This is a genomic window from Kitasatospora sp. NPDC059146 (assembly GCF_042786665.1).
GTDB lineage: Bacteria > Actinomycetota > Actinomycetes > Streptomycetales > Streptomycetaceae > Kitasatospora.
This window is the reverse complement of the sequence record NZ_JBHZCY010000005.1, coordinates 129,158-154,512: the sequence shown is the minus strand read 5'-3', so window position 1 is coordinate 154,512 and position 25,355 is coordinate 129,158. Positions and strand designations below refer to the sequence as shown.

Sequence of the window (25,355 nt, the reverse complement as noted above, 5' to 3'; positions counted from 1 at the left end):
GGCCGACGACGCCGGCAACCTCACCGCCACCACCAAGGACGGCAAGGTCCGCTGGCACGCCGCCACCCCCCAGATGTGGGACAGCACCACCAGCACCACCCCGAGCACCCCGAACGCCCCCAAGGGCAAGGCCGCCGCCGCCCAACGCGACGACCAGACCCCGGCCGGTGCTGACGCCCCCGAGCAGAAGAGCACCGCCGACGCCCCCGGCGCCGCCGCCAAGGTCGCCACCATGCCGACCACCGCCACCCCCGACGCCGTCGAGCTCACCACCGACGACACCGTCCTCGGCAAGGGCCAGGGCCCCTGGTTCATCGACCCCGGCTGGATCTACGACCGCCGCGAGGCCAGCAACTGGACCTGGACCCAGTCCGCCTACCCCGGCACCAACAACCTCGGCCGCACCGTCGCCAACTCCGGCGACCAGTACGCCCAGCCCGGCGTCGGCTACCAGGGCTACCGCACCTCCAAGGGCGTCGAACGCTCCTACTTCCAGTTCGACACCCGCTGGTACAACGACATCGTCATCAACAAGGCGACGATGTCGTTCTTCGAGGCCAAGTCCTCCGACTTCTCCTGCACCAACAAGTACACCGTCGACCTGAACCTCACCGGTGCCATCGACAACAACACCACCTGGAGCAACTCCCCCGGCGTGGTGACCGGAGTCGGCTCGGCGGACGTCGGCGGCGCGGGGCAGAACGGCTGCGGCGGCACCACCCAGTTCGACTACGACGTCACCGGCGTCTACCGCCAGTACGCCCCCAGCCACGACAACCTCACCTTCGGCCTGTTCGCCCGCAACGAGTCCAACGCGGCGGCGTTCAAGCGCATGACCTACAACCCGGCCGTCGTGGTCGAGTACGACCGGGTGCCCAACACCCCGACCAACCCGTACGCCTGGCCGGCCCCCTCGACGGCCGTGCCGTGGGCCGAGAACCAGGGCTGTGACGGCCAGTCGATCGGGTGGATCAACTCCGGCTCCGGCTTCAACGGGTCCGTCACCCTCAACGGGACGGTCAGCAGCAACGCGCAGAGCTCGCTGTTCGCCTGGACCCACATCTGGGACTACGCGGACCTGAGCGCCGACGTCGACTCCGGCTACACCCCCGAGGTGGCCAACGGCGGGAACGCGGTCTTCCAGGTGAAGCCGGGCGTGATCAAGGAGGGCCACGTCTACGGCTGGGGCACCATGGCCACCGACAAGCTGGTCCAGATGTCCGCCTCGACCCCGATGTGCCGGTTCGGCGTCGACCTGACCCCGCCGACCCTCACCGTCCCGGACGCCAACACCGTCCTGCCGGCCGCCGACCTCGCGGACAGGTTCCCGCCGTCCGGCAACGGCCAGGTCACCAAGAAGCACGTCGGCGAGCAGGGCCTCGTCCCCTTCACCGCCACCGACCCGGCGCCGGGCGGCAACGCCTCGGGCGTGGTCTGCGCCCGCTGGGGCTGGGACCCTCAGCTCGCCAACGTCGGCTGGTCGTGCGGCGGTTCGATGCCGCAGGGCGGGATCCCGGTCACCCCCGGCCGCTGGGGCACCAACATCCTGTACCTGCAGGTGATGGACAACGCCCGCAACGTCTCCCCGGTCGCCCAGTACTCCTTCTACGTGCCGTGGAACCCGGACGGCCCGCCGCCGGTCTTCGGTGACGTCACCGGTGACGGCGCGCCCGACATCCTCGCGCCCGACCAGGCCGGCTACCTGCGGGCGTACAACCCGCCGGGCAACCCGAACGCCAAGAGCCCGTCCGTCTCGGCCGTCTCCATCCCGGCGGAGGCGCCCGGCGGCAAGGGGTGGAACGGCATCCAGCTGACCCACCGCGGCACCCTCACCGGCGGCAACAACATCGACGACGTGATCGCCCACGCACCCGGCGCGGGCGAACTCTGGGTCTACCCGAACCCGGGCAACACCGGCGTCTACGGCCGGATCGACAAGCCCGTCCCGCTCGCCAAGCCCAAGTGCGCCAAGACCGCCACCGAGGACTGCTCCTGGCTGACCACCACCGGCTACAACGCCACCGACTGGTCCACCACCCTGCGCATCGCCGCCCTCGGCGACCCCGTCAACACCGACCTCGACCCCAAGCTCGGCTTCAAGAACAAGACCGGCCTGCTCACCGTCGAGACCACCAACAACGGCACCGACGCCGCCCTCTGGTACTACCCCGCCACCAACGCCAACACCCTCGGCAAGCCCGTCCGACTCGCCACCACCGGCTGGAAGGACAAGGAACTCATCACCCCCGGCGACTGGGCCAAGCAGGGCCACCCCGGCCTCTTCACCCGCAACCTCGCCACCTCCACCGACGCCGCCAAGGACGACCTCAACGGCCTCACCTTCACCACCGGCACCGTCCTGGCCACCGACAACCAGGGCCAGCCCGTCAACGACCCCACCGGCAAGCCCCTGATGGTCCCCACCCTCACCGGCATCGCCACCACCACCAAGATCGGCGGGGTGCCCAGCGACACCTGGACCACCCTCGGCTCGGACGGTGACATCACCGGCAACGGCAACGCCGCCCTCTGGGGCACCAAGGCCGACGGCTCCATCGACATCTGGTGGGGCAAGGTCACCACCCCGGGCAACCCGACCGCCGGCTACACCTGGCAGGTCGGCCCCAACACCATCGCCAACACCGCCGTCAACCCGTCCCAGTGGGTGCTCGACGGCCGCACCAGCGGCGACACCGGCGACACCAACAAGCTCTACCGCAACGGCGACGACCCCAAGAACAGCTACCCGACCGGGGCCACGCTGACCGCGGACCACAACCGCACCGCCAACAAGGCCACCGCCTTCGACGGAGCGTCGGTCTACCGCACCACCGCCCCCGTCAACAGCGGTCTCGACACCTCCCGCAGCTACAGCGTCTCGGCCTGGATCAAGGTCAACAACCTCGACAACTTCCAGACCGCCGTCTCCCTCACCGGTGACGTGGCCAGCCCGTTCTACCTGCAGTACTCGAAGACCTTCCACAACTGGGCCTTCGTCGCCCCCAGCAGCGACAGCACCAACCCGACGGCCTGGTACTCCGCCTACGACCGCAGCGGCCGCACCAACGCCACGGTCGGCCAGTGGACCCACCTGACCGGCACGTTCAACGCCGACACCTCGACCATCACGCTGTACGTCAACGGCGCGGCCGTCGGTTCCGACAAGATGCCCAGCGGCTGGAAGCCGGCCCCCGGCAGCCTGAACGCCGGCGGCGCCGCCTACAACAAGTCCGCCGCCAGTGACCTGGTCAACGGCGCGATCAGCGACGTCCGGGCCTACCCGTACGCGCTGACCGACCAGCAGGCCAACACGCTCGCCACCACCGACTCGGCCATCCAGATCCGCAGCGCTGTCGACAGCCGCAAGTGCCTGGACAACTGGGGCGGCAACGCCGGCGCCCAGCTCCGGATCTACGACTGCTGGAACGGCGAGGGCCAGCACTTCGTGATGACCAAGGACAACCGGATCAAGATGCCGATCTCCGGTCGCTGCCTCGGCACCGCGGACGCCGCGGCCGTCAACGGCACCCCGGTCGTCGCGCAGGACTGCGGCAGCAACCCGGCCTCCCAGGCCTGGGTCCGCCGCTTCGACAACTCGCTGTACAACCCGACGTCCGGCCTCTGCCTGGACCTCAACGGCTGGAACACCGCCAACGGCCAGGGCCTGGACGTCTGGCAGTGCGCCGACCAGGGGAACCACCACTGGATCTTCGAGGCCCAGCAGACGGTGTAACACCCGCAGGACCTCGTCACCGCACAGCGCTGTCCCCCGTCGGGAGTCCACCCGGCGGGGGACGGTGTCGTTCGGGCGCCCGGCGCCGGACCTCCCCGGGGATTTTGCTCCGGCACCACCCGGTGTGATCAACCTGCTTCTCCGAGTAAGGTCCAGCCACGGCCGGGTACCGGTCGGTGACGAACCCTCCGGAGCCGAGGAGTGCGACCGTGCCCGAGCAGGACCGGCAGGCAGGCCAGTTCGAGCACCTGCGGCCGCGGATGCGGGCCCTCGCGTACCCGCTGCTGGGCTCGCACGCGGAGGCGGAGGTCGCGGTGCGGGAGGTGTGGGTCAGGCTCGGCCGGATCGATCCGGAGGAGGTGGCGGACCTCGCCGAGTGGTTGACCACGGTGACCGGGCGGGTCTGCCTGGGGCTGCTGGGTGCGCGGGACGCCCGGCCGCGGCGGGCGCCGGAGGCGGTGGCCGGGCCCGCGCGCCCGGTGCCGTCGGACGGGTCGGTCGGGCCCGCGCTGCTGGCCGCGCTGGAGGCGCTGGCCCCGGCCGAGCGGGTCGCCTTCGTGCTGCACGAGGTGTTCCGCCTGCCCGTCGACCTGGTCGCGACCGCCCTCGACCGGACCACCGCGGACACCCGCGGGCTCGCCGAGCAGGCCCGCCGCCGGGTGCACGGGCCCCGTGCGACGGGTGCCGGGGGCAGCCCGGCCGGCCCGCGGCGGTGGACGTTCTCGGTGCGGCGCCCCGCCACGGGGACCGGGCGGCACTGACGGCCCGGCGGCCCGGCGGCCCGGCACGGGTCACTGCGGCCCAGCTGCGCCGGTCAGCTGCCCGCGGTGTCCAGGCGGTGGCGCTGGTCCGCGTCGAGGACCAGGTCCAGGGCGGCCAGGCTCTCCTCCAGGTGGGCGACCGAGCCGGCGCCGATCACCGGGACGGTGGGGACGGGGTGCCCGATCAGCCAGGCCAGGACGACCTGGTTGACGGTGGCGCCGGTCTCCTGCGCGACCTCGGCCAGGGCCGCGAGCCGGGCGTCCGTCCCCGGCCAGCGGTACTCCTCGCGCAGGGGGCGGTCGGGGCGGGTGTAGGAGCCCCCGAGGAGCGGCGAGTAGGCGAGCAGAGTGAGGTCCGGCCGGTCCGCGAGGTGGGCCAGCAGGGCCCGGTCGGCGTGCCGCTGGATGCCGAGGTCCGCGCCGGGCCGGGGCTGGAGGTGGCTGTGGCGCTGCTGGACGCACCGGTAGCCGGGCCAGCCGCGCGCGTCGGCGAGGTCGTTGGCCGCGGCGAGGTCGGCGGCGCGGTGGTTGCTGCAGCCGAGGGCGGTGACCTTGCCGTCGGCGACCAGGCCGGCGAAGGCGCCCATGGTCTCCTCGACGGGGGTGGCCGGGTCCGTGACGTGGGCGTAGTAGAGGTCGATCCGGTCCGTGCCGAGCCGGCGCAGGCTGCCCTCGGCCGCGCTGCGCAGGGCGGGGGCGGAGAGGCCTTCGAGGTGTTCGGGGTAGGGCAGTCCGGGGACGGGACGGGCGCCCGCCTTGGTGGCGAGGACGAGCCGGTCGCGGTTGCGGCGGCGGGCGGTCCAGCGGCCGAGGAGTTCCTCGCTCTCGTGGCCGGTGCCGCCGGGGGCCCAGAACGCGTAGTTGTTCGCGGTGTCGATGAAACTCCCGCCGGCCTCGGTGAACCGGTCGAGGATCGCGGTGGCGGTCCGCTCGTCGACGGTGGTGCCGAAGGTCATCGCGCCGAGGCACAGCGCGCTGACCTTCGGTCCGTCAACTCCCAGGCTGCGGTGCAGCATCGGTGGTCCCCTCCCCTGGTCCGAGGGATCGACCCTACGGCGTCCGCCGCCCGGCCGCGAGCACGATCCCGGCGCAGGTACCGCCCAGCAGGGCGCCGGCCAGGACGTCGCCCGGGTAGTGGACGCCGGTGTGCACCCGGGAGTAGCCGACGGCGGCGGCGAGCAGGCCGAGCGGGGCGGCGGTGGCGGGCAGCAGGGTGCCGACGGCGGTGGCCAGGGCGAAGGCGGAGGCGGTGTGGCCGGAGGGGAAGGAGGCGCTGGCCGGCATCGGGACGTGCCGGCCCAGCACCACCCGGGCGGCCTCCCGGTCCGGGCGGGGCCGGCGGACCAGCTGCTTGCCGAGGACGTTGGCGGTGAAGGAGGCGAGGGCGACGGCGGCCGCGCCGGTGAGCCCGGCGCGGCGGCAGCGGCCGGGGACGAGGGCCAGGGCGGCGGCGACGGAGAGGTTGATCTTCGAGTGGTCGGCGGCCGCGGAGAGGGTGCGCAGGGCGGAGTCGAGGGCGGGGGTGTCGGTGGCGGCGACGGCGGCGTAGAGCGCCGCGTCGAGTGCGGTGAGGTCGCGCAGGACCGGGCCGGTCACCGGTGGCCCCCGGAGGGCCGGGCGGCCTGCGCCGGGTGCGTGCCCGCCCCGGACAGGGCCAGCCGGGTGACGTCGCGCCAGTCCAGCGGGTGGGCGTGGGGCCGCTGGGCCGGGTCGGCGCCGGGGCGCTCGCGCGGGACGCGGACCCGCAGGGCGCGGTGCCGCAGGGTGCAGACCACCGGGGTCGGCAGGGTCAGCGCCTCGCCGTCGACGGCGACGGCGATCTCGGGGACGTCGGCGTGCACGGTGACCTGCCGTGCCGAGAGCAGGGTCAGTGCGGCGGCCCGCTCGCCGAGCAGGACGAGTTCGGCGGCCTGGGCGGCGCCGTCGACCCGGACGCCGACCACGCCCAGCAGGCCCTCGTCCAGCCGGGGGCGGCGGCCGAGGTCGACGGGGTCGGGGGCGGCGTACGGGTTGTTGCTGACGAGCAGGGCCTGCGGGGCGTCGATGCGGTGCCCGTCGGCGCGGGCGGTGAGCGTGGGCCCGGCCTCGCCGGTCAGCAGGTCGGGCAGGGCGCCGAGGGCGGTGGCGGTCTTGGCGTCGCGGTACTCGGGGCTCTGCACGATCTCGGCGTAGGCGCCGAAGGAGACGGTGTTGACGAAGGTCCGGTCGCCGACCCGGCCCAGGTCGACGGTGAGTTCGACGCCGTCGCGGAGGGCGTCGAGGCAGGTGGCGGGGTCGGTGCGGTCGAGGCCGAGGTCCATCGCGAAGTGGTTGCGGGTCCCGGCGGAGACGACCAGGAACGGCAGGCCGTGTTCGGCGGCGACGGCCGCGACCAGGGCCTGGGTGCCGTCGCCGCCGGCCACGCCGAGCAGGTCGGCGCCGTCGGCGATCGCCCGGCGGGCGAGTTCGGCGACGTCCTGCTCGGCGGAGGTGTCCAGCAGCACCACCCGGGCGCCCAGTTCCTCGGCGCGCCGGACCAGGTCGAAGCGTTCGACCTTCCCGCCGCCGGACTTCGGGTTCATGATCAGGACGGGCTGCCGCGGCGGCGGGGTCTCCCGGGCGGGCATCGGGCGCGGCGGCCGGGCGGCGCGCAGCGCGGCGCGGCCGCACGCGAGGGCGGCGAGCCAGAGGGCCACGGCGGCCACCGTGAGCGCCAGCACCCCGGTGTCGTAGGCGAGCAGGACGCCGGCGGCCGGCGCGGCGACGGCCAGCAGCGCGCCGATCAGCCGCCACAGGGCCCGCCGGGTGATCGCCCACCAGACGCCGACGGCGGTGACCACCAGGCCGACGAACTCGGCGAGCAGCACCAGCGGCCCGTGCGGGCCGGTGAAGGCGAGCACGACCACGGCGGCCAGTGCGCACAGCAGGGCGAGCCGCGCGAGTCGGCGCGGTCGGCGCCGGTCCACCACGTCCGCCACGTCCCCCGCACCCTCCACGTCCGCCATACCCTTCACCGACCCGCTCCCCGTCGACCCACCCGCCGTCGACCTCGACCCGCTCGCCATCGGCCCGCCCTCCTCCGTTCGGCCCCGTCCGGTCCGGTCACCGTAACCTGAGGGCCCGTTCGGGGCGCGTCGAACGGGCCGTGCGGCGCGGCCGGTTCAGGGGCCCGGCGGGCCGCTCCCGAATGTCCAAAAACAATTCCGGGGCCGCCCGCCGGGGGCCCCGCCCCGGAGAATCCGTCCGGACGCCCCGACGAAGCCGGCACGTGTACGAAGCATCTGCGTCAGCCATGGTCAGCCCAGGATCACGTACGATAGCGCGGGGGTTATGGCGAGAATTCGCCGGGCGTACAGAAACCTCCCGCACGGACTGTCCGGTTAATGCTGTGACTGTAGTGTCCACGGGGGAATCTGGTGTATACCAATACGCTGAGCGCGTTTCGGTTGACGGGGAGGAAGGCATGCTGCTACGGCTGCTGGGGTCGGTCGAACTGGTCCATGAGGGGCGCTCGCTGGACCTGGGGGGCCCGCGGCAGCGGGTGGTCCTGGCGATGCTCGGACTGAACGTCGACCGGACCGTCTCCACCGAACAGCTGATCGACGCGGTGTGGGGGGACGCACCGCCGACCACGGCCCGCGGACAGATCCAGGTCGCCGTCTCCACCCTGCGCAAACGTTTCACCCAGGCCGGCCGGCCGGAGGCGATCACCACCCGCTCCCCCGGCTACGCGCTGGAGCTGGAGCCCTCCGACGTGGACGGCCTGGAGTTCGAGCGGCTGGTCGCGCTCGCCCGGGAGGAGGGCGGCGCGGGCCGCGTCGAACGGGCGGCCGCCACCATGCGCGAGGCGCTGGCCCTGTGGCGCGGACCGGCGCTGGACGGGGTGCCCGGCGAGCTGGCCCAGCGGGCCGCGACCCACCTGGACGACCGGCGGCTGACCGTCCTGGAGGAACGCGTCCGGCTGGACCTGCTGCTCGGCCGGCACGGCGAGCTGGGCGCCGAACTCGCCTCGCTGACCGCCCGCCACCCGCTCCGGGAGCGGCTGTACGGGCACCTGATGCTGGCGCTGTACCGCTCGGGCCGGCAGGCGGACGCGCTGGAGGCGTTCCAGCGGGCGCGCCGGGCCCTGGTGGAGGAGATCGGCATCGAGCCGGGCCAGGAGCTGCGGGAGCTGGAGCGGGCGATCCTGTGCCAGTCCCCCGGACTGGACCTGCCGGGGCACCGCGACGGGCACGCCCGGCACGCCGCCGCCGACCCGGCCGCACCGTCGCTCGCCCCCGCACCGGCGCCCGTACCCCCGGTGCCCCTGGTGTCCGTGGCGCCGCTGTCGCCGCCCGCCGACCGGGGCACGGCGGACCCGGGCTCCGCTCCCCCGCCCGCGCCCACGGCTCCCGCCGCCGCCGCGCACCCCGGCAACCCCGGCCACCTCGTCCACACCGGCCAGGCCACCCACACCACCCACACCGTCCAGGCCACCCTCACCACGCACCCGGCACACCCCGCCGCCGAGGCCGCCTTCCGCCTCACCCCCCGCCAACTCCCGGCCAGCATCAGCGACTTCATCGGCCGCCGGAGCCAGCTCGACGAGATCAAGAAGCTGATCGTGCCCTACGCCGGCACCCAGGCCCCCGGCTACGCGGTGCCGATCGTCAACATCTGCGGCCCGGGCGGGGTCGGCAAGTCAGCGCTGGCGGTGCGCGCCGCGCACGAGGCCGGCGCCCACTTCCCGGACGGCCACCTCTACGCCGACCTGCACACCCCGACCACCGAGCCGGGCGCCCCCGGCGAGGGCGGTGAGGGCCGGACCGGGACGCTGCTCGCCCGCTTCCTGCGGGCGGTCGGGGTGCCGGCCAAGGCGATACCGGAGGACCCCCAGGAGCGGGCCGAGATGTACCGCAGCCGGCTGGCCGACAGCCGGGTCCTGGTGGTCCTGGACGGGGTGACCAGCGCGGAGCAGGTGACGCCGCTGCTGCCGGGCAGCGCGAGCTGCGCGGTGCTCGCGACCAGCCGGGTCCGGCTGTCCCGCGTCCCGGGGATCCACCGGGTGGACGTCGAGGTGTTCGACATGTCCAACGCGCTGGACCTGCTCGCCGGGATCATCGGCAGACCGCGGGTCCAGGCCGAACTGGACACCGCCGTCGAGCTGGTGCACCTGTGCGACGGGCTGCCGCTGGCGCTGCGGATCGCCGGCGCCCGACTGGCCTCGCACCCGCACTGGCCGGTGGAGCGGCTGGTCCGGCGGCTGCGCAACGAGCGCCGCCGGCTGGACGAGCTCAGCCACCACGGCCTCGAACTGCGCTCCACCATCAGCCTCACCTACCGCGCCCTGCCGCCCTCGGCGCAGCGGCTGTTCCGGCTGTTCTCCCTGGTCCAGCTGCCGGACGCGCCCGCCTGGATCGCGGCGGCGCTGCTGGACTGCGATCCGTACACCGCCGAGGACACCCTCGACCTGCTGGTCGAGGCCCAGGTGATGGACATCGTCCAGTACCCGAACCAGCCGGGGCCGCGCTACCGCTTCCACGACCTGGTCCGCGCCTACGCCCACGAGCAGCTGGTGGCCACCGAGGACGCGGCCGAGCGGGAGGCCGCGCTGACCCGGATGCTGGGCGGCTGGCTGGCCCTGGCCGAGGACGCCCACCGCCGGGAGTACGGCGGCGACTACACCGTCATCCACGGCACGGCCGAACGCTGGCGGCCGCCGCTGGAGGGCCGCTCCGGCGCGGCCGGGACCGGGGTGGACGGCTGGGACACCGAGCGGCTGGCCCTGGTGACGGCCGTACGGCAGGCCGCCGCGGCCGGGCTGGACGAACTCTGCTGGGACCTCGCGCTCACCTCGGTCACCCTGTTCGAGGCCAAGGGGCACTTCGACGACTGGGAGGAGACCTCCCGGCTGGCCCAGGAGGCGGCCGTCCGGGCGGGCAACACGGTCGGCCGGGCCGCGATGCTCTACTCGCTCGGGACCCTGCACATGTTCCAGACCCGGCACGAGCAGGCCCAGGAGCACTTCGCGCTCGCCCGGGAGCTGTTCGAGGCGGCCGGGCACGACCACGGCCGGGCCCTGGTGCTGCGCAACGACGCCTTCCTGGACGGGGTGCGCGGCGACGACCTGGCGATGCGGGAGAAGTACGACGAGGCGCTGACCGTGATGCGGCTGGTCGGCGACCGGATCGGCGAGGCCCACATCCTGCGCAGCCTGGCCGGCTGGTGGATGACGGCGGGCCGGCCCGAGCAGGCCCGCACCCTGCTGGAACAGGCCCTGGTGATCTGCCGGGCGGAGCACTGCGTCCGGGTGGAGGCCCAGGTGCTGCAACGCTTCGCCGAGCTGCACCTGTCGGCCGAGCGGACGGACCTGGCCGAGGACGCCCTGCGGGAGGTGCTGCGGATCGTCCGGGCCGGCGGCGACCGGATCGGCGAGGCCTACGCGCTGCACGGCCTCGGCACGGTGCACCGCCGGGAGGGCCGGCTGGACGGCGCGGTGGACACCCTGACCCGGGCGCTGGAGCTGTCCCGGCAGGTCGGCGAGCGGGCCGTGGAGGGCCGCTCGCGCTACGCGCTGGCCGAGATCGCGCTCCGCCGGGCCGACCGCGCCCAGGCCGCCGGGCACCTCAAGGCCTGCCGGACGCTGTTCACCGAACTCGGTTCCAAGCCCTGGCTGGAGCGCACCGAGGACCTGCTGGCCGAGTCGCGGCGCAGCCCCGAACCGGCCGCCGAGGCCGGACCGGCGCTGCGCCTGGGGAGCCGCCCGGACCGCTGCTGACGGCGGACCACCGCCCGGCCCGTCCTGCCTACTGCCCTGCCTACTGTCCTGCCGCGAGGGGCTGTTCGTCCGCCGCCCGCCCGATCAGCTCGGCCAGCTCCGCCACGGCCAGGCTGCCGGGCTCGCGGCGCTCCCGCACCCAGCGGTGCACCAGCTCCTGGAGCAGCTCGTTGACGGGCGTCGGCACCCCGCAGCCGCGCCCCAGCAGCACGACCTCCCCGTTCAGGTAGTCCACCTCGGCGGACCGGCCGCCCCGCTTGAGGCTCTGCCAGGTCGAGCCGTGCCCGGCCCCCGGGTCCGACGGCCGGCGCTCGACCGCGCCGAGGCGCAGTTCGGTCAGCTCCTCGGGCGTCGCGAACGCGATGCCCGAACGCTCCAGCACCGCGACGGCCTCGGCCCGCGCCCGGACGGCCAGCTCCGCGGATTCGGCCCCGGGCCGCTGCCCGCACAGCGCGTCGACGGCGTTGGCCAGGTTGTCGACCAGCTTGCCGTACTTCCAGCGCAGCACGTCCTCGACCACCTCGGCCCGGAAGTCGGCCGCGGTGAGGTCGGCGGCGATCTGCCGGACGGTGTCGTCGGCGCCGTCCGGGTAGCGGCCCAGGGCGAGGGCGCCGGTGCGCGGCCCGCACCAGGTGCGCACCTCGCCCGGGGTGAGGAAGGCGGCCGGCAGCACGACCATGGCGCCGTACACCCGGCGGAAGTGCCGCAGCGCCAGCCGCTCGTTCTCCACCCCGTTCTGGAGGCAGACCAGCGGCAGCCGGGCGCCGGCCCGCGCACCGGCCGGGCCGACCGGGCGGTCGGCCCAGTCGGCCAGCGCGGCCGCGGTGTCCTGGGTCTTGACGGCCAGCAGCAGGACGTCGCCCTCGCGCAGCTCGACCTCCTGCGGACCGGCGGCCACCGGGATCCGGGCGGTGTCCGCCCCCGCCGGGCCGTGCACGGTCAGCCCGTGCTCGCGCAGCGCCGCGCCGTGCTCGCCGCGCGCGACCAGGACCACCTGCCGCCCGGCCCGGTGCAGCCGCGCGCCGACCACGCCGCCGACCGCCCCGGCGCCGATCACGATGTACCGCTCGTCCATCGACTCCTACTCCTCCCAGCTGATCCCGTTCGCGTACCACGCGGCCAACTCATCGGCGTTGGCGGCGATTTCGGCCGCGTCCCGGCCAATGATCACATAGCCGCCGAGGTAGTCCCCGGACTTCTCGCCGCCGTGGTAGCGGTGTCCGACCGTGCCCTTGATCCGCTCCTCGACCACGAAGGACGGCGGGTCCTGCGGCAGCCCGGTCAGCCGGCCCTGCCCGGGGTAGAACAGCACCCAGCCGCCGGAGCCGCCCGGCGGCACGGCCCGCAGCTCCTCGGCCCGGGGGATCCGCTCGCCGAGCTGGGCGGCGAACCAGCGCTGGTCCAGGTCGAAGCCGGTGGCGGCGCGGATCGCCCCGGTGGTGCGGGCCCCGCCGGTCCGGCTGGCGACCTCGCAGAGCACCAGGCGGTCGTCGGGGGTGAGGAAGACCTCCAGGTGGAAGTTGGTGCAGTCCGGCGTCGGGAGCACCGCCAGCACCGTCTCGGCGTACTCGATCAGGCGCTCCACCAGCGGCTCGCCGCGGTTCATCTGGGCCGAGCCGAGGTAGCCGCCGGAGTGGAAGGTGAGGCAGTCGTTGAGGTAGTGCGAGACGAACACGGCGGCCAACCGGCCCTCGGTGACCAGGCCGTCGACGACGTACATCCGGCCGTCGACGAAGCGCTCCACCTCGGCGTGCTCGGGCAAGCCCCCGGCGAGCAGTTCGGTGAGGTCGGCCTCGTCGCGCAGCACCACGGTGCCCTTGGAGCCGGAGCCCAGGGCGGGCTTCACCACCACCGGGTAGCCGTGCTCGCGGAGGAAGCCGAACAGGTCGAGGGCGACCCGCACCGGCGCGAACTCCGGTACGTCCAGGCCCTTCTCGCGCAGCATCGTCTTCATCAGGACCTTGTCGCGGAAGGCCAGGGCGCTGTCCCAGTGCTGGCCGGGCAGGCCGAGCAGCTCGCGCAGCCGGGCGGCCCGCAGCACGTCCCGCTCGCCGCGGGCGATCACCGCGGCGAAGTCCTGGTCGGCCAACTCCATGGCCACCCGCTCCAGTTCGCTGCCGCCGTGGTAGCCGGAGATCGACCGGGCGGCCGGCAGGTGGGCGTACTGCGGGTACTTCTCCTCGGAGACCAGCAGGGTCAGCCGGACGCCGAGTTCGGCCGCCCAGACGTCGTACGGGGTGTCGGCGTGGTCGCTGTCCACCAGCACCAGGGCGTGCGGGGCGGTCGCCCCGGTGGCCGGCTGCTGCGGCGGTCGTGCTTCCGTCTCCATTGCTCCTCCAGTCGGATGGTGGGCGGGGGCCGGCTCCCGGCCGGGGTCTACTCCCGACGGGGGCCGACTCCCGGCCGGGGGTCAACTCCCGCGCCGGGGTCAGCTCCTGGCCAGGGCGGGCTGGTCCACCGGCTGCATCACGCCGTGCAGGTGGACCAGGCTGTCGCCCGGCGCGCCCCGGCGGACCTCCGTGACGGCGGCCGTGACCACGTGGTGGTCGCCCAGGGTGCGGACGTCGTGCCGGGTGCAGACCAGCCAGCTCAGGCAGCCGTCGAGCAGCGGGACCTGGTGCGGCCCGGGGTGCCAGCGGGTGTCCGGGCCGAAGCGGTCGGCGCCCGGGGTGGCGAACAGCCGGGCCAGCTCCTGCTGGTGGGCGCCGAGGATCTGGACGCCGAACCACTCGCTGTCCCGGACCCGCGGCCAGGTGCTGGACGTCTCCGCCAGGGCGAAGGAGACCAGGGCCGGGCTGGCGCTGACCGAGGTGAAGGAGGTGATCGTCACCCCGACCGGCCCGGGCGCGGTGAGCACCGCGATCCCGGCCGCGTGCGGGCGCAGCGCGGCGCGCAGTTCCTTGGCGTCGACGCTCACTCGGCGGCCCCCGGGCCGGGGGCCGGGGCGGCGCCGACCAGCCGGTCCGGGCGGGCCGCGATGGTGGCCAGGGTGCGGGCCGGCGGGCCGGTCTCGGCGGGCGCGGTCCGGATCGCGATCCGGGCGGCGAGGGCGCTCGCCCGCTCGGCCGCGTCCCGGCCGTCCCGGCCGCGGGCCAGCACCAGGCCGCAGCGGTCGTAGGACCAGGCGATCGGCACCACGGTGTCGCCCGGGGCGACGCTCACCGAGGCGTCGACGACCGCCGGGTCGGCGAGCACCCCGTCCAGGCCCTCGACCGAGGCGACCACGCCGGGTTCGGCGGTCAGGAAGCGGATCGAGGCGCCGCAGGACGGCTCCCCGGGCCGGACCGGGTCGGTGCGCCCGGCGTACCAGAGGAAGGCCAGGGCGTCGGTGTCGATCCCGTAGACCTCCTTCACCAGGTCGGTGATCCGGTCCCCGCCGCGCCGGCTGTGCGACTCGACCAGCCGGGGCCCCTGTTCGGTGAGGATCACCTCGGTGTGCGCGGGGCCGTCGGCCAGGCCGACGGTGTCGAGCATCGCGAAGACCAGGTCCTCGACCCGGCGGGCGGTGGCGTCCTCCAGCGGGGCGGGCTGGGTGTGGCCGACCTCGACGAAGGAGGCGAGCTTCTCCTTGGCCGTGAAGGCGAGCACCACGTGCCGGCCGGCGTAGCTGAAGGTCTCCACGCTGATCTCGGTGCCCGACAGGAACTGCTCCATCAGGAAGGAGTGCAGTCCGAAGCCGGCCGCCCAGGCGCCCGCCTCGTCGACGGCGGCGAGGTCCTCGACGAAGCGCACCCCGAGGCTGCCGGAGCCGTAGCGCGGCTTGATCACGGTCGGGCCGTGCTCGGCCACGAAGGCGCGGATGTCCTCGGTGCCGTGCCCGATCCGGGCCGCGACGGCGTCCACGCCGCGCTCGGCGAGCAGGGTGCGGAAGGCCAGCTTGTCCTGGAGCACCTGGACGAGGTCCAGCCCGTTGCCGGGCAGGCCGAGCCGGGTGGTCGCGGCGGCGGCCGGCTCCAGGCCGTCCTCGATGATCGAGACCACCCGGACCAGCGGGCGGGACCGGTGCACGGTGGCGAGCAGTTCGGCGACGGCGGCGGGCTCCCGGTAGTCCGTCAGGTAGGCCTCGGCGACGTGCGCCAGGCCGGCCGGGTCCAGCTCCTGCGGCCCGTACACCCAGACGATCTCGAAGCCCGCGGCGCGCACCTTGCGCAGGGTGGCGGGGGTGCCGCCGATCACGGCGATCCGCGGCGCGGGCGCGCCCTCGGCGGGGCTGGTGCGCTCGCTCATGACCGCAGCTCCCGTCCGGCCTCGGACTCCAGCCAGCGGACCAGCTCGACGTTGTCGGCCTGCTCCGGCAGCTTCTCCCGGGCGTCCTCCCAGAGCGCCCGGCAGGCCCGGCCCAGGTCGGAGCGGCCGCCGGCGGCCGCCAGCAGCCGGTCGGCGATCCGCAGGTCCTTGAGCATCAGCCGCAGGGCGAAGCCGGAGTCGAAGGTGCCGGTCAGCACGTGCGCCGGGAACTTGGTCTCGGAGGCGTGGTTGCGGCCGGTGGAGGCGTTCACCACCTCCAGCATGACGGCCGGTTCGAGGCCGAACGCCCGCCCCGCGAGCAGGACTTCGGCGGTGGCGGCGAGGCTGACCGAGGACAGCAGGTTGTTCAGCGCCTTCAACGCGTGGCCGGCGCCGGACGGGCCGACCCGGTACACCCGGCCGAGGGCGGTGAGCGCCGGCTCGGCCAGGTCGAGGGCCTGCGGGTCGCCGGCCGCCATCAGGGTCAGCTCGCCGCCGCGGGCCGCCGCCGGGCTGCCGGAGACCGGGGCGTCCACCACGTGCACGCCGTACCGGGCGGCCAGTTCGCGCAGTTCCCGGGTGTCGGCCGGGTCGCTGGAGCCGGTGTCGACCAGCACCGAGCCGGCCGCCATGGCCGGCAGCAGCTGCTCGGCGACGGCCCGGACGGCGGCGCCGTCCGGCAGCATGGTGACCACGACCGGCGCGGCCAGGCCGGCGGGCGCGGCCGCGGCGGTGATGCCGCTCTGCTCGGCCGCCCGTTCGGCGGCGGCGGCGTCCAGGTCGAAGGCCGCCACCTCGAAACCGGCCTCGGCCAGGCGCCGGCACATGCCGCCGCCCATCGTCCCGAGTCCGGCGAATCCGATCCGCATGGTCGGTCTCCCTACGTTCGCATCCATCACGTTGTCGTCAATTCGGTTTCCCGGGCCGGGAGTTTGGCGTGCCCGGCGAGCGCGACCCGCTCCGCCGCGGCACCGGTCAGCGCGAACACCGCGGCCGCGCCGATCCAGCCGACCGCGCCGGAGCCGAGCAGCAGCCCGGTGACCACCACCGGTCCGAGCACCCGCTGGCCGGCCAGGCCGAGGCCGAACACGGCCAGGTAGCGGCCGCGCGCCTCGGGCGGGGCGAGCTCGATGGACAGGCTCCAGGTGGCCGAGGTGCTGACCACCTCGCCCACCGACAGCGCCACGATCGCCAGCACCAGCATCAGGACGGACGCCGCGCCGTGCACCGCGCCCGCCGCGGCGAAGCACAGGCTGCAGGCGGCCAGCGCGATCCCGCCCCACAGCAGCATCCGGCTGCTGCGCCGCACCTCGTCGGCGAGCCGGCTCACCGGCAGCTGGGCGACCACCACCAGGACGGTGTTGAGCGCGTACAGCACCGACACGGTGGCGTGCGGGGCGGTGGTGTGGTCCAGCACCCAGACCGGCATCGCCACCAGCAGCAGCACGTCGAAGAAGGACAACAGGAAGTTCAGGCCGGTCAGCGCCAGGTAGTGGCGGTCCGGCAGGGCCCGGGGGCCGCCGCCGACGGGGGTGGCGGCGGCGGCCGGTCGGGGCGGGGCGGGCACCCGCAGGACCAGGACGGCGCCGCCCAGGAACGCCGCGGTGATCAGCACCATGGTGATCCGGTACGCCTCGACGGTGTCGAGGGTGAGCGTCACCCCGCCGGCCATGGCGCCGAGCCCCAGGCCGATGTTGCGCACCACGTTGACCAGGCCGAGCAGCCGGCTGCGGTCGCGCTGCTGCGGCAGCGCGGCCGCGACCAGGGCCTGGAGCACCGGCGGGCCGGCCCGGTCGAAGGCCACCGAGAAGAGGGTGACCAGCAGGTACTGCCAGAGGTCCGTCACGAACGCGAAGGCGAGGAAGCAGAGTCCGCGCCCCGCGTACACGGTGGCGAGCACCCGCCGGGCGCCGTGCCGGTCGGCGAGCACCCCGGCCAGCAGCGAGCCGGCCAGGGCGGCGGCGCCAGCCACCGCGAGGCCGGTCGCCACCTGGTTGGCGGACAGCCCGACGTGCCGGGTGAACCAGGCGATCGAGCTGGCCGTGAACAGGCCGATGCCCAGGGACTGGACGAGTGCGGCCAGGGCCAGTCGGCGCCCTTCGGCGGAGAGCTCCCGCAGACCGACCGGCCGCCGCATCACTCGACCCCGAAGTCGAAGTCGACCAGTTCGGTCAGCTCCATCTCGCGCACGATCCGGCGGATGCCGGAGAAGTCGCGCACCAGCAGGTTGCTGCCCGCGGCCCGCCGGCAGTCCTCGACGATCTCGTCGGCCTTCTCGAACCCGGCGTGCTTGAGGATGCCGGGCCAGACCGCGAAGTCCTGGGCGACGAAGGCGTTCAGGGCCTCGGGCAGGGCGCCGACGAAGGCCCGCTGCTGCTCCTTGTTCAGGTGGGTGTAGAGGCCCTTGGCGACCTCGACCATCACGGAGGAGTGGGCGGACTCGTCGCGGGCGTGCAGCCGGGGCACGAGCGCGTGCAGCGGCTGGACGGTCTCGTCCCGGGAGAGCAGCTCCAGGTAGGCGTTGACGCTGATCTCCGAGACGGTCGTCCAGACCAGCTTGAGGAGGTCGCGCTCCCACTTCTCGGAGACCTTGGCCTCGGCCTCCAGCAGCCGCCGGTAGGTGACGGTGTGCGGGTAGGCCGGCTCGGCGGTCACCTCGCGCAGCTCCCGGGTGCGCTGCATGGCGACCATGTGCATGTAGGTGTGCCACACCTCGTCGACGTGGGTCTGCTGCACCGCCCGCTTGGTGTGCACGCCGTCGGCGCCGGGGAAGACGCCGTGCATGATCATCGCGAAGGTCGGGTTGGCGACGTACTCCTCGGCCGCGATGACCCGCTCGTTGTAGACCAGCCAGGCCAGCGTCTGCACGGTCCGCCGCTGCTCCGGGGTGGCGGCCAGCCAGAGCGGGTGCTCGGCGAAGGGCAGCAGCCGCTCGGGGTAGTCGGGCAGCGCGGCGTCGTACTCCGCGGGGTCGGGGTCGGTGATCCGGTCCAGGTCGGTGCGGACGGTGGCGCGGCGCGGCCAGGACGCGGCGAGCCGGCGCAGCACCGTCTCGTCGATGCCGTGGGCGTGGTCGTCGGGCCCGTCCGCGGCCTCCGGGGCGCCGGGGGTGTCGAGGTCGTGCAGCAGATCGGTCATCGGTCCTCCTCCTTGCGGGACACCGCGTCGATGACGTCGGCGAGCAGCGTGATGCCGTGCGTCAGCCGGTCCTCGGCGAGCACGATCGGCGGCATGATCTTGAGCACCTGGCCGCGCGCACCGGTGGTCTCCACCAGCAGCCCGGCGGCGAACGCGGCGCGCGAGACCTTGTCCGCGAGGGCGGGGTCGGTGAAGCCGAGGCCGCGGATCAGGCCCCGGCCGCGCGGGGTGCAGCCGAGCGCGGCGAAGCGCCGGGCGAGGTCGGCCAGCAGGCCGTCCAGCACCTTCACCCGGGCGGCCAGGCCCTCGGTGAACGCCGGGTCGGCCCAGTGGTCTAGGACGGCGGCGGCGGTGACGAAGGCCAGGTTGTTGCCGCGGAAGGTGCCGCTGTGCTCGCCCGGGCCGAGCTGGTCCAGCTCCGGCTTGACCAGCACCAGCGCCATCGGCAGCCCGTAGCCGCTGATCGACTTGGACAGGCACACCAGGTCCGGGGTGATGCCGGACTCCTCGAAGCTGAAGAAGGTGCCGGTCCGGCCGCAGCCGGCCTGGATGTCGTCGACGATCAGCAGGATGTCCCGCTCCCGGGCGACCTGCGCCAGCCGGCGCAGCCACTCGGGGGTCGCGGTGGCCAGGCCGCCCTCGCCCTGCACGGTCTCCACCACGAAGGCCGCGGGCTTGTCCATGCCGCTGCCCGGGTCGTCCAGCATCCGGGTCAGGTAGTCGATGGTGTCGACGCCCTCGCCGGCGAAGCCCTCGTACGGCATCCGCACCACGTTGCCCAGCGGGACGCCGGCCGCGTCGCGCTTGAAGGCGGTGGCGGAGGCGGCGAGCGCGCCGAGCGAGAGGCCGTGGAAGCCGCCGGTGAAGGCGACGATGTCGGTGCGGCCGGTGACCCGGCGGGCCGTCTTGAACGCGGACTCGATCGCGTTGGTGCCGGTCGGGCCGGTGAACTGGACCCGGTAGGAGAGGCCGCGCGGGGCCAGCACGACCTCCTGGAAGCGCTCCAGGAAGCGGCGCTTGGCGCCGGTGTGCAGGTCCAGCCCGTGCACCGGGCCGTCCGCGAGCAGGTAGTCCACCAGCGCCTGGCGGGCGTCGGCCGGGTTGTGACCGTAGTTCAGCGCGCCGGCACCGGACAGGAAGTCCAGGTACTCGCGGCCGTCCTCGTCCCACATCCGGTGCCCGCTGGCCCGGGTGAAGACCGCCGGGAAGCGCCGGCAGTAGGTGCGGATCGCGGACTCCAGCTGGTCGAAGACCTCGGTGCCGGAGGAGGGGCCGGTGGGCAGGGTGGTCGTCATCGGGCGCTCCAGGGCTCGGTCGCGGAGATCCGCTCGGTCTCCTCGGGGGTCAGGACGGTGCGCGGCGACAGCGGGAAGCTGCCGTCCAGGGTGAGCCCGATCAGCTCGCGCAGGCGGTCCGCGATCAGGTCCGGGGTGTAGCGGGTCGGGGCCTCGGCGGCCTCGATCACCGCGGTCGGCGGGAAGAACCGGCCGCCGCGGGCCGGGCGGACCACCGCGTCCCAGACGTTGAGGCTCTGTCCGCCCCACTCGGCCCGGCCGCTGAACACCGAGTACAGCGGGATGCCGGCGGCGTGCGGGCGGCTCAGCGCCCGGTTGACGGGCTCGCTGACCATCTCGACGATCAGGCCGGCCGCGCCCGCGTCCCGCACCCGGCGGGCCTGGGCGAACATCCGCTCCGCGTCCTCGACGCTGTCGCCGTGCCGGCTCAGCTCGCCGCGCTGCGGGGTGTAGCCGAGGTGGCCGAGGGTGGTGCCGCCGGTCCGCGCGAGCGCCTCCAGGCAGTCGAGGTCGCCGTCGCCGGCCAGCTCGACCTTCACCGCGTCGGCGCCCGCCGCCCGGAACCGCTCGCCGGCGGCGAGGGCGGCCGCGGGGCTCGCGGTCGCGCCGTCCGGCAGGTCGGCCAGCAGGAAGGGCCGGCGGTGGGCCGGGAAGTGCGCGTCGATCGCCTCGCGCACCTCGGCGACCAGCCCGGTCAGGGTGGCCATCGCCCACTCGCGCTCGGCGTCGTCGGCCAGCGCGGTGCTCGGGCGGCCCAGGTGGGTCATGAAGTAGGAGTCGCCGACCATCACGCACTCCAGCGGGCAGTCGGCCAGTTCGGGCGCCTCCAGCGCCCGGGCCAGGCCCTCCACCTCGTAGCCCCGGTAGGCGTTGACCTTGAGGCCGACGCGCGACGGCGCGTCGTAACGGCGCAGGAACGGAGCCAGGCCGGAATGCTCCAGGACCACCGTGTCAGTGCTCATCGATGCCCTCCCCGTAGATCTTGTTGATGCGGTCGATCGCCTCCGCCACCAGCGGCGGCGTGGCGGCGGTGAAGCAGAGCCGGGCCCAGTCGGCGCAGTGGGCGCCGAACACCCGGCCGGGGGCCAGTCCCACGCCCAGCTCGGCGCAGCGGCGGACGAAGCGTTCGCCGTCGCCGTAGGCGGCCAGGTCGAGGAAGGTGTACAGCCCGCCGGAGACTGCGGTGTGCGGGACCTCCAGCTTGGAGTCCGCGAGCCACCAGGCCGCGGCGGCCCGGTCGCGGCGGCGGGTGAGCTCCTCGGCCGGGGTGCGCAGCGCCTCGTACGCGGCGAACTGGGCCGCGGTGGAGACCGAGTAGAGCGAGTGCAGGGACCACTTGGTGAGCGCCTCGGCCAGGCCGGGCGGCGAGACCAGGAAGCCCACCCGGGCGCCCGGCATCGCGTAGGTCTTGCTGCAGCTGTACACCGAGAAGGTGCGCTCGGCGGCCCGCCCGACGGTGGCCGGGTCGACGAAGCCGGTCCGGGTGAAGTCGTAGTTCTCGTAGGCGTTGTCGGCGATCAGCCACAGGTCGTGCCGCTCGGCCAGCTCGGTGAGCGCCGCCAGCTGGGCCTCGCTGAGCCGGTAGCCGGTCGGGTTGTTGGGGTTGTTGAAGTAGATCGCCCGGGTGCGGTCGGTCACCGCCCGCTCGATCACCGACAGGAAGTCGAAGTCGGCGTCGGCGCTGAGCTCCAGGAAGACCGGCACCTCGCGCGGCACCCCGCCGGCCGCCCACACCAGGCCGGTCGCGAACAGCCACTGCGGGGACAGCACCAGCACCTCGTCGCCCTGGCCCAGGATCGCGTGCAGCAGCACCGAGATGGCGTGGGTGCCGCCGTTGCTGACCAGCACCTGCGCGGGCTCGACCGGGCTGCCGCGGCGGGCCGCCAGGTGCTCGGCGAAGGCCTCGCGCAGCTGTCGGACGCCGCCGGGCGGGGCGTGCTGGTGGGCGGCGGTGGCGAACTCCTCGGCGTTCCACGGCCGGGGGCGGGCGCAGGGCTCGAAGACCGTCTTGCCCTGGTGCAGGCCGATCGGGGCCAGGTCGCCGCTGCGGCTGAGCAGTTCCTCGACCTGGACCAGGGGCGAGGGGGGAATCTCTCTGAGGTCTCGTGCCAGTGACGGCATGCTCGGATGCTCCTCGGGTTCTCGGATGACGTGCGAGCTGTTCAGACGTTCTCGGCGCGGGCGGCGGCGCCGTGGGCGGGGCGGTCCAGGCCGAGGTTCTCGCGCAGCGTGGTGCCCTCGTACTCGGTGCGGAACAGGCCGCGGCGCTGGAGTTCGGGGACGACGAGGTCGGCGAAGTCGGTCAGGCCGTCCGGCAGCACCGGCGGCATCACGTTGTAGCCGTCGGCCGCGCCGCCGGTGAACCACTCCTCCATCGCGTCCGCGATCTCCTCCGGGGTGCCGATCAGCACCCGGTGGCCGCGGCCGCCGGAGACGGACTGGTAGAGCTGCTTGATGGTCAGCCCCTCGCGCCGCGCCTTGTCGTAGACCAGCCGCTGCCGGCTGGTGCTGCCCTGGGTCTCGGGCAGTTCGGGCAGCGGGCCGTCCACCGGGCTGCCGGAGACGTCGACGTCGCCGAGCAGCTGGGTGAGCAGGCCGAACCCGACCACCGGGTCGACGAGTTCCTGAAGTACGGCGTACTTGTCCTCGGCCTCGGCGCGGGTGCGGCCGACCACCGGGAACAGCCCCGGCATGATCTTCACCTGCTCCGGGTCGCGCCCGTGCGCCCGGACCTGCTCGCCCATCGCCCGGTAGAAGGCCTGCCCCTCCTCCAGGGTCTGGCTGGCGGTGAAGATCACCTCGGCCCACCGGGCCGCGAAGTCCTGGCCGTCGGCGGAGGCGCCGGCCTGGATCAGCACCGGGTAGCCCTGCGGCGGGCGGGCCACGTTGAGCGGGCCGGCGACCGAGAAGTGCTCGCCCTTGTGGCCGAGGACGTGCAGCTTCTCGGGCCGGAAGAACTGCCCGCCGTCCTTGTCGAAGAGGAAGGCGTCGTCCTCCCAGCTGTCCCACAGCCCGGTGACCACCTCCATGAACTCGCGGGCCCGGTGGTAGCGGGCGCCGTGGTCCGGCTGGGAGTCCCGGTTGAAGTTGCGGGCCTCGGCGTCGGTCACCGAGGTGACGATGTTCCAGGCCGCCCGGCCCGCGCTCAGGTGGTCGATCGAGGCGAACTTGCGGGCCAGGTGGAACGGCTCGTTGTAGGTGGTCGAGGCGGTCGCGGCCAGGCCGATCCGCTCGGTGTGCACCGAGAGCGCGGACAGCAGGGTGATCGGGTCGAACTGCAGGAACCGTCCCCAGCGGCTGAGTTCGTCGGCGTCCTGGTACGGCGTGCGGATGCCGACGCCGTCCGCGACGAAGAACATGTCGAACTTGGCCCGCTCGGCCGTGCGCACCAGGTCCCGGTAGTGGCCGAAGTCCAGGCCGCCGTCGGCCCGCGCCGCCGGGTGCCGCCAGGAGGCGACGTGGTACCCGGGGACGAGCATGAACGCCCCCAGCTTCATCATCCGGCGTGTCCCGCCCATGACCTTTTCCTCCCTGTCCGTTGACGATCGGTCCCGACCCCGCGGGTCGTTCACTCGCCCGTCGTTCACTCGCCGGTCGTTCACTCGCCGGGGGCGAACTCCGGCCCGGTCACACCCCAGTGGGTGTCGTCGGTGACCGGCGCGCCCCAGTGGGTGTCGTCCGCGACCGGCACCGGTGCACCCCAGTGGGTGTCGGCCGAGGAGTGCGCCATGCCCCAGTGGGTGTCGTCGACCGACCCGCTGCCCGGGCCGGCGACCGCCAGGACCACCCCGACCGCCATCGCGCCGGCCGCCAGGCCGAGCACGGTGCGGATCATGATCCGGGTCTTCGTCATTGCGCTCTCCCCCATGTGCTGTTCGCTGTGCTGTCGTGCGCCTTCGCCCGGCCCGGGGTGTGGTCCCGGTCCGGTTCCGCCGGGCGGCCCCGGCTGGGACCAGTCCAGACCGGTGCGCTTTCCAACCACCTTTCACGGGGCCTCCGCCGCGGCCCGAGTGTCGAAAGGCGATCAGAAGGACTCCAGAAGGGGGTTGCGCTCACGGCCCCCGGGACGGCGGTTCCGCGTGAGCCTCCGGGCGGGGCCTTCGGACGGGCTTCCGGCCGGGCTCGCGGACGGGAACGCGCGTGCGGGAACGCCGAAGGGCCGCCCCCGCCGGATGGCGGAGGCGGCCCTCGGGGCCTGTCTCTTGGATCTTGGTAGGGGCGGCCGGGTGTCAGGCCTTGACGCGCAGGACGAGCTTGCCGGTGGAGCCGCGGGCCTCCAGGATCTCGTGCGCCTTGACGGCCTCCTCCAGGGCGAGTTCGGTGGTCTCGATCCGGACGGCGCCGGTGGCGAGCTGGCGGGCGGCCTCCACCAGGTGGCCGTGGACCAGGTCGGGCTGCTGGTCGGCGAGGCCGCCGATGTTGTAGCCGGCCACCGTCTTGGCGGTGTACCACATCTGGTTGGCCTCGTAGGTGTGGTCCTGCTGCGAGGCGTTCCCGAAGACCACGTGGCGGCCGAGCGGGGCCAGCAGGTCCAGGGCCTTGGCGCGCAGCGGGCCGCCGATGGAGTCCAGCAGGATGTCGACGCCGCGGCCGCCGGTCACCTCGGCGAGGCGCTCCTCCAGCTCGTCGTAGGTGAACACCTCGTCGTAGCCGAACTTCTCCTTGGCGAACGCGGCCTTGTCGGCGGTGCTCACCGCGCCGTAGACGGCGCCGGCGCCCAGGTTGCGGGCGATCTGCGCGGCGCCGCTGCCCACGCCGCCGGCGCCGGCCAGCACCAGGACGCTCTCGCCCTCGCGGACCCGGGCCACGTCGTGCAGGATCGCCCAGGAGACCGGCAGGTTGCAGGGGAAGGCGGCCGCGACCGGGCCGGGGATGGCGTCCAGCTCGCCGTCGAGGGCGACGGTCAGCCGCTCGCGGGCCACCGCGACCTCGGCGTAGCCGCCGCCGGCCAGGGTGATCGCGGAGACCCGCTGGCCGGGGCGCAGGTTGGTGACGCCCTCGCCGACGGCGCGGACGGTCCCGGTGACCTCCAGGCCGGGGACGTGCGGGGTGCCGGGCTGGAACTGGCCGCGGCGGAACATCACCTCGGCGAAGTTGACGCCCGCGTACTCCACGTCGATCGACACCTCGCCCGCACCGGGCTCGGGGATCTCCACCTCGACGAGGGTCAGGACCTCGGGGCCGCCGTAGCTGTCGAAACGAATGGCGCGCATGGGAATGCCTCCTGGCTGCTGTGCTGTCGAACTGCTGCTGCTACTGGTCTGCCGGCGCCGCGGCGAGCCGCGTGGACCGCGGCGCACCGCGTGAACTGCCGGGTACTGCGTGAACTTCCGCTCACGGCGGCGTACTTCGGTGGACCGGGCCGGTCCGCTTCGAGCCGCTTCGCGCCCTTGCGGGGCGCGTCGAGCCGCCGAACAGCGGACCGGGTCGGTCGGGGGGCGCCCCCCCCCGGCCGGGGGGGGCCC

At 74.3% G+C, this 25,355-nt stretch carries 19 protein-coding genes; 3 read left to right on the top strand and 16 right to left on the bottom strand.

What is annotated here, in order from left to right; all coding sequences use genetic code 11:
• Together ACFXPX_RS03780 and ACFXPX_RS03775 are read left to right on the top strand one after the other, a co-directional pair.
• Nucleotides 1-3,733, top strand: a 3,733-nt coding sequence (locus ACFXPX_RS03780) for a LamG-like jellyroll fold domain-containing protein (protein ID WP_380639496.1), incomplete at its 5' end; no start/stop codon positions are given.
• 209 nt (nt 3,734-3,942) lie between these two features.
• A complete protein-coding gene (locus ACFXPX_RS03775) occupies nt 3,943-4,494 on the top strand; it encodes a hypothetical protein (RefSeq protein WP_380639494.1) in 552 nt (183 codons plus the stop codon).
• Nucleotides 4,495-4,547: 53 nt separating this feature from the next.
• On the opposite strand, the gene ACFXPX_RS03770 is transcribed toward ACFXPX_RS03775, so the two are convergent.
• Genes ACFXPX_RS03770 through ACFXPX_RS03760 form a run of 3 tightly spaced genes read right to left on the bottom strand, consistent with a single transcriptional unit; the run spans nt 4,548 to nt 7,478 of the window.
• On the bottom strand, nt 4,548-5,510 hold the full coding sequence (locus ACFXPX_RS03770) for an aldo/keto reductase (protein ID WP_380523173.1): 963 nt from the start codon (nt 5,508-5,510) through the stop codon (nt 4,548-4,550).
• A 34-nt stretch (nt 5,511-5,544) separates the two neighbouring features.
• Nucleotides 5,545-6,171 carry a phosphatase PAP2 family protein gene (locus ACFXPX_RS03765; RefSeq protein ID WP_380523221.1) on the bottom strand — a complete coding sequence of 209 codons (627 nt, stop codon included), beginning with the start codon at nt 6,169-6,171 and terminating at the stop codon, nt 5,545-5,547.
• Nucleotides 6,087-7,478 (bottom strand): diacylglycerol/lipid kinase family protein, encoded by a 1,392-nt coding sequence (locus ACFXPX_RS03760; RefSeq protein WP_380586738.1) that lies wholly within the window; start codon nt 7,476-7,478, stop codon nt 6,087-6,089. The genes ACFXPX_RS03765 and ACFXPX_RS03760 overlap by 85 nt, the downstream gene beginning before the upstream one ends.
• Before the next feature lie 458 nt (nt 7,479-7,936).
• On the opposite strand from ACFXPX_RS03760, the gene ACFXPX_RS03755 reads away from it, so the two are divergent.
• Nucleotides 7,937-11,230, top strand: coding sequence for a BTAD domain-containing putative transcriptional regulator (locus tag ACFXPX_RS03755; protein ID WP_380523175.1), 3,294 nt, complete (start codon nt 7,937-7,939; stop codon nt 11,228-11,230).
• 40 nt (nt 11,231-11,270) lie between these two features.
• Here the strand turns inward: ACFXPX_RS03755 and ACFXPX_RS03750 are convergent, their stop codons facing one another.
• From ACFXPX_RS03750 to ACFXPX_RS03690, 13 genes are all read right to left on the bottom strand, one after another.
• Complete coding sequence (locus ACFXPX_RS03750; protein ID WP_380523176.1) at nt 11,271-12,305, bottom strand: ketopantoate reductase family protein; 1,035 nt, start codon at nt 12,303-12,305, stop codon at nt 11,271-11,273.
• A 6-nt stretch (nt 12,306-12,311) separates the two neighbouring features.
• Nucleotides 12,312-13,559 (bottom strand): acetyl-CoA carboxylase biotin carboxylase subunit family protein, encoded by a 1,248-nt coding sequence (locus ACFXPX_RS03745; protein ID WP_375887322.1) that lies wholly within the window; start codon nt 13,557-13,559, stop codon nt 12,312-12,314.
• Between the two features lie 99 nt (nt 13,560-13,658).
• Nucleotides 13,659-14,147: a flavin reductase family protein gene (locus ACFXPX_RS03740; RefSeq protein ID WP_375887320.1), complete on the bottom strand. Its 489-nt coding sequence runs from the start codon at nt 14,145-14,147 to the stop codon at nt 13,659-13,661.
• Entirely contained in the window at nt 14,144-15,457 is a 1,314-nt protein-coding gene (locus tag ACFXPX_RS03735) for an ATP-grasp domain-containing protein (RefSeq protein ID WP_380396593.1), read from the bottom strand. The genes ACFXPX_RS03740 and ACFXPX_RS03735 overlap by 4 nt, the downstream gene beginning before the upstream one ends.
• Nucleotides 15,454-16,326, bottom strand: a complete 873-nt coding sequence (locus ACFXPX_RS03730) for an NAD(P)-dependent oxidoreductase (RefSeq protein ID WP_380586712.1) — start codon at nt 16,324-16,326, stop codon at nt 15,454-15,456. The genes ACFXPX_RS03735 and ACFXPX_RS03730 overlap by 4 nt, the downstream gene beginning before the upstream one ends.
• 26 nt (nt 16,327-16,352) lie before the next feature.
• Nucleotides 16,353-17,594, bottom strand: coding sequence for an MFS transporter (locus ACFXPX_RS03725; protein WP_380396591.1), 1,242 nt, complete (start codon nt 17,592-17,594; stop codon nt 16,353-16,355).
• The gene (locus ACFXPX_RS03720; RefSeq protein WP_375887310.1) at nt 17,594-18,595 is read right to left on the bottom strand and encodes a diiron oxygenase; all 1,002 of its coding nucleotides are present in this window, start codon (nt 18,593-18,595) and stop codon (nt 17,594-17,596) included. The genes ACFXPX_RS03725 and ACFXPX_RS03720 overlap by 1 nt, the downstream gene beginning before the upstream one ends.
• Nucleotides 18,592-19,890, bottom strand: coding sequence for a diaminobutyrate--2-oxoglutarate transaminase (gene ectB / locus ACFXPX_RS03715; protein ID WP_375887307.1), 1,299 nt, complete (start codon nt 19,888-19,890; stop codon nt 18,592-18,594). Before ectB ends, ACFXPX_RS03720 begins: the two co-directional genes overlap by 4 nt.
• Nucleotides 19,887-20,852 carry a 3-methyl-2-oxobutanoate hydroxymethyltransferase gene (locus ACFXPX_RS03710; protein WP_380523180.1) on the bottom strand — a complete coding sequence of 322 codons (966 nt, stop codon included), beginning with the start codon at nt 20,850-20,852 and terminating at the stop codon, nt 19,887-19,889. The genes ectB and ACFXPX_RS03710 overlap by 4 nt, the downstream gene beginning before the upstream one ends.
• Nucleotides 20,842-22,011, bottom strand: coding sequence for a pyridoxal phosphate-dependent aminotransferase (locus ACFXPX_RS03705; RefSeq protein WP_375887303.1), 1,170 nt, complete (start codon nt 22,009-22,011; stop codon nt 20,842-20,844). The genes ACFXPX_RS03710 and ACFXPX_RS03705 overlap by 11 nt, the downstream gene beginning before the upstream one ends.
• 41 nt (nt 22,012-22,052) lie before the next feature.
• Nucleotides 22,053-23,408, bottom strand: a complete 1,356-nt coding sequence (locus ACFXPX_RS03700) for an LLM class flavin-dependent oxidoreductase (protein ID WP_380396588.1) — start codon at nt 23,406-23,408, stop codon at nt 22,053-22,055.
• A gap of 80 nt (nt 23,409-23,488) precedes the next feature.
• Nucleotides 23,489-23,743 (bottom strand): hypothetical protein, encoded by a 255-nt coding sequence (locus ACFXPX_RS03695; RefSeq protein WP_375887298.1) that lies wholly within the window; start codon nt 23,741-23,743, stop codon nt 23,489-23,491.
• Between the two features lie 376 nt (nt 23,744-24,119).
• Nucleotides 24,120-25,103 carry a zinc-binding alcohol dehydrogenase family protein gene (locus ACFXPX_RS03690; protein WP_380396587.1) on the bottom strand — a complete coding sequence of 328 codons (984 nt, stop codon included), beginning with the start codon at nt 25,101-25,103 and terminating at the stop codon, nt 24,120-24,122.
• Between the last annotated feature and the right edge of the window lie 252 nt (nt 25,104-25,355).

Excerpts from the sequence above, each read along its gene's own strand:
- ACFXPX_RS03700 (WP_380396588.1), bottom strand. The coding sequence starts at position 23,408 with ATGGGCGGGACACGCCGGATGATGAAGCTGGGGGCGTTCATGCTCGTC.
- ACFXPX_RS03725 (WP_380396591.1), bottom strand. The coding sequence starts at position 17,594 with ATGCGGCGGCCGGTCGGTCTGCGGGAGCTCTCCGCCGAAGGGCGCCGA.
- ACFXPX_RS03770 (WP_380523173.1), bottom strand. The coding sequence starts at position 5,510 with ATGCTGCACCGCAGCCTGGGAGTTGACGGACCGAAGGTCAGCGCGCTG.
- ACFXPX_RS03720 (WP_375887310.1), bottom strand. The coding sequence starts at position 18,595 with ATGACCGATCTGCTGCACGACCTCGACACCCCCGGCGCCCCGGAGGCC.
- ACFXPX_RS03705 (WP_375887303.1), bottom strand. The coding sequence starts at position 22,011 with ATGCCGTCACTGGCACGAGACCTCAGAGAGATTCCCCCCTCGCCCCTG.
- ACFXPX_RS03730 (WP_380586712.1), bottom strand. The coding sequence starts at position 16,326 with ATGCGGATCGGATTCGCCGGACTCGGGACGATGGGCGGCGGCATGTGC.
- ACFXPX_RS03755 (WP_380523175.1), top strand. The coding sequence starts at position 7,937 with ATGCTGCTACGGCTGCTGGGGTCGGTCGAACTGGTCCATGAGGGGCGC.
- ACFXPX_RS03710 (WP_380523180.1), bottom strand. The coding sequence starts at position 20,852 with ATGAGCACTGACACGGTGGTCCTGGAGCATTCCGGCCTGGCTCCGTTC.
- ACFXPX_RS03695 (WP_375887298.1), bottom strand. The coding sequence starts at position 23,743 with ATGACGAAGACCCGGATCATGATCCGCACCGTGCTCGGCCTGGCGGCC.
- ACFXPX_RS03760 (WP_380586738.1), bottom strand. The coding sequence starts at position 7,478 with ATGGCGGACGTGGAGGGTGCGGGGGACGTGGCGGACGTGGTGGACCGG.
- ACFXPX_RS03735 (WP_380396593.1), bottom strand. The coding sequence starts at position 15,457 with ATGAGCGAGCGCACCAGCCCCGCCGAGGGCGCGCCCGCGCCGCGGATC.
- ACFXPX_RS03745 (WP_375887322.1), bottom strand. The coding sequence starts at position 13,559 with ATGGAGACGGAAGCACGACCGCCGCAGCAGCCGGCCACCGGGGCGACC.
- ACFXPX_RS03690 (WP_380396587.1), bottom strand. The coding sequence starts at position 25,103 with ATGCGCGCCATTCGTTTCGACAGCTACGGCGGCCCCGAGGTCCTGACC.
- ectB (WP_375887307.1), bottom strand. The coding sequence starts at position 19,890 with ATGACGACCACCCTGCCCACCGGCCCCTCCTCCGGCACCGAGGTCTTC.
- ACFXPX_RS03750 (WP_380523176.1), bottom strand. The coding sequence starts at position 12,305 with ATGGACGAGCGGTACATCGTGATCGGCGCCGGGGCGGTCGGCGGCGTG.